At 74.9% G+C, this 2,686-nt stretch carries 4 protein-coding genes; all 4 read right to left on the reverse strand.

Annotation, left to right across the window (positions count from 1 at the left end; all coding sequences use genetic code 11):
* Positions 1–202: 202 nt before the first annotated feature.
* Entirely contained in the window at positions 203–898 is a 696-nt protein-coding gene (locus tag AX737_RS23110; protein WP_066925369.1) for a VIT family protein, read from the reverse strand.
* 167 nt (positions 899–1,065) lie between these two features.
* On the reverse strand, positions 1,066–1,230 hold the full coding sequence (locus tag AX737_RS33540; RefSeq protein ID WP_156453907.1) for a hypothetical protein: 165 nt from the start codon (positions 1,228–1,230) through the stop codon (positions 1,066–1,068).
* Positions 1,227–1,487 carry a hypothetical protein gene (locus tag AX737_RS23115; RefSeq protein WP_245293494.1) on the reverse strand — a complete coding sequence of 87 codons (261 nt, stop codon included), beginning with the start codon at positions 1,485–1,487 and terminating at the stop codon, positions 1,227–1,229. Before AX737_RS23115 ends, AX737_RS33540 begins: the two co-directional genes overlap by 4 nt.
* Before the next feature lie 140 nt (positions 1,488–1,627).
* A partial coding sequence (locus AX737_RS23120; protein WP_082773250.1) for an ATP-binding protein occupies positions 1,628–2,686 on the reverse strand: 1,059 nt, incomplete at its 5' end.

Consider the following 2,686-nt stretch of genomic DNA (forward strand, 5'->3'; position numbering starts at 1 on the left):
GCCATCGACGCGCGTTCAGATCGAGCCCTGTTCGGACGCCTCATACCCCTCACCCTGTCCCTCTCCCTATGGGAGAGGGGACCCACGCCTGACCGGGGCTAGGCTCGCTCGGCATATGCGATCGCCCTCCCCTATGGGAGAGGGGACCCAAGCTGCATCCTGAGAGGATCCGCAAAACCGAACGCTTCAACCGGATCCCGTATCACACCGCCTTGCCGACGAGCCCCCCGATGCCGGCGGTGACCGCCATGGCGAGCGCCCCCCAGAAGGCCACCCGCGCCGTCGCCCGGGCGACACCCGCGCCGCCGGCCCGCGCGCCGAGAGCCCCGAGGATCGCGAGGAAGACCAGCGAGGCCGTCGAGACCGTGTAGACCGCGAGGTCGGCGCGCGTGAGCGCCGCCACGGCCAGCGGCAGGGCGGCCCCAGCCGAGAAGGTGGCGGCCGAGGTGAGCGCCGCCTGGACCGGGCGCGCCGCCGTGATCTCCGAGATCCCGAGCTCGTCCCGGGCGTGGGCGCCGAGCGCGTCCCGGGCCATGAGCTGGTCGGCGACCTGCAGGGCGAGCGCATGGTCGAGGCCGCGCGCGACGTAGATGCCGGCCAACTCCTCCCGTTCCGCCGCGGGATCGTCGGCGAGTTCCCGGCGCTCGCGGGCGAGGTCGGCTTGCTCGGTGTCGGCCTGCGAACTCACCGAGACGTACTCGCCCGCCGCCATCGACATGGCGCCCGCCACGAGGCCGGCGCAGCCCGCAACCAGGATCTCGCCGGTTCCGGCCGAGGAGGCCGCGACGCCCACGATCAGGCTCGCGGTCGAGACGAGGCCGTCGTTGGCGCCGAGCACGGCGGCGCGGAGCCAGCCGATCCGGTCGATGAGGTGCCTCTCGGCGTGCGGGGCGCGCATGGTCGTCGCTCTCTCCGGGGAAGGGTCGGGTGCGGTCTTGGATCGCCTCGCGGACCATTCGGATCGCGCCGCCGACCATACGGCACCGGCCGCGGCCGCGGCATTCGCCGGGAGCGGCGGCACGCCCCAGCTCCGTCCAGGGCCCCTTCCGCCTGCCCCGGCCCGCGTCAGCCTCGCCACCACGCGGTGGCGAGGCCGGCCACGAGGGCCGCGAGCCCGACGCTCTCGCCGACGCGCTCGAAGCCCGCCGCCGACAGCGTCGCGCAGGTGCCGGCCAGCACGAGGACGATGCAGAGAACGAGGAGCCGGTCGAGCAGCCCGTGCAGGGTCATGGGCTGTCGCGAACCTCCGCGGTGCCGCCGCCGGCCGGCGGCCGCGGGAGGATGCGCAGGCCCCTGGCGCTGAGGTGCCACAGCCCCGCGGTCTCGCGTCCGACGCGGGAGGGCGGTCTCGGCCTGACCAGCCCGCGCTCGAGCAGCGAGCGGATGGTGCGCATCTCCCATGGCTTCAGCGTGAGGAGCGGCCCGTCGCGATCCAGCCGGCACAGCATCGCCCGCTGCCCGGGGGTGAGGGCACGCCAGAGCGCCAATCGTTCGCGACCGTCCATCTCAGAATTAGAATTACTATAAAGAATTCTCCGCCGACAAGCCCGCACGTCGCCCGAGCGATCCCTGCGCCTCGATCGTCCCGCTGCCTCGGCCGCTCGGGGCGGAAGCTGCGTCAGCGCCCTCAGGCCTCCGGCCCGGCGGCCCGCGACGGCATCGGATCCGCGGGCTCGGCCTGCGCGCGGCGCCGCGCCGCCTCGTCCCGCAGGGGGGCGGTGATCGCGAAGCGGGCGCCGCCCTCGGCGGATGCCTCCGCCTCGACCGAGAAGCCGTGCAGCGCGGCGATCGCCGCGACGAGGCCGAGGCCGAGGCCGTTGCCCGGGGTCTGGCGGGCCCGCTCCGCCCGGTAGAAGCGTCGGAACACCTGATCGCGCTCGCCCGGGAGAAGGCCCGGCCCCGTGTCATCGACGGAGACGACGGCGTGCATGCCCGATCGCGCCAGGCCGACCCGCACGGCTCCGCCGGGCGGGGTGAACTTCACGGCGTTCTCGACGAGGTTCGACAGCGCCTCGAAGAGCAGGTCGCGGTCCCCGTCCACGGGCGGCAGGCCCGCCTCCACCGCGGCGCGGAGGAGGACCGCCTTGTCCTCGGCGATCGGCTCGAAGAACTCCGCGACCTCGCGGACCACCTGCGCGAGGTCCACCGGCGCGAAGCCCGCGGAGCGCCGCCCGTGCTCGATCTCGCCGATGCGCAGCACCGCGGTGACCATGGCGAGCGTCTGGTCGATCCAGGCGAGGCCCTGGTCGATCGCGGCGCGGAATTCCGCCACGCTGCCCGCGTGATCGCGGGTCCGTTCCAGCCGCGCCCTGAGCCGGGTCAGCGGCGTGCGCAGATCGTGCGCCACCGCGTCGCCGACGCTGCGCACCTCGCCCAGCAGGCGCTCGATCTCGTCGAGCATCCGGTTGACGTTGCCGGCCAGCCGGTCGAACTCGTCCCCGTGGCGCCCCACCGGCAGGCGCCGGCCGAGGTCGCCCCGCATCACCTGCGCCACCGCCGCCTCGGTGGCGGCGAGCCGGCGGCGCGCGCGGCCGGCGAGCAGCAGGCCGCCCAAGCCGGAGAGCACAAGGGTCGGCACCAGCCCGAGGCCGAGGGCGCGCAGGCTCCGGGTCCGCACCCGGTCGATCTCGTCGGCGTCGTGGGCGACCACCACGGTGCTGCCGTCGGCGAGCGCCAGGGCGGCGGC

Origin of the sequence: Methylobacterium sp. CCH5-D2, from assembly GCF_001556475.1 — a bacterium.
Lineage (GTDB): Bacteria > Pseudomonadota > Alphaproteobacteria > Rhizobiales > Beijerinckiaceae > Methylobacterium > Methylobacterium hispanicum.

Excerpts from the sequence above, each read along its gene's own strand:
- AX737_RS33540 (WP_156453907.1), bottom strand. The coding sequence starts at position 1,230 with ATGACCCTGCACGGGCTGCTCGACCGGCTCCTCGTTCTCTGCATCGTC.
- AX737_RS23110 (WP_066925369.1), bottom strand. The coding sequence starts at position 898 with ATGCGCGCCCCGCACGCCGAGAGGCACCTCATCGACCGGATCGGCTGG.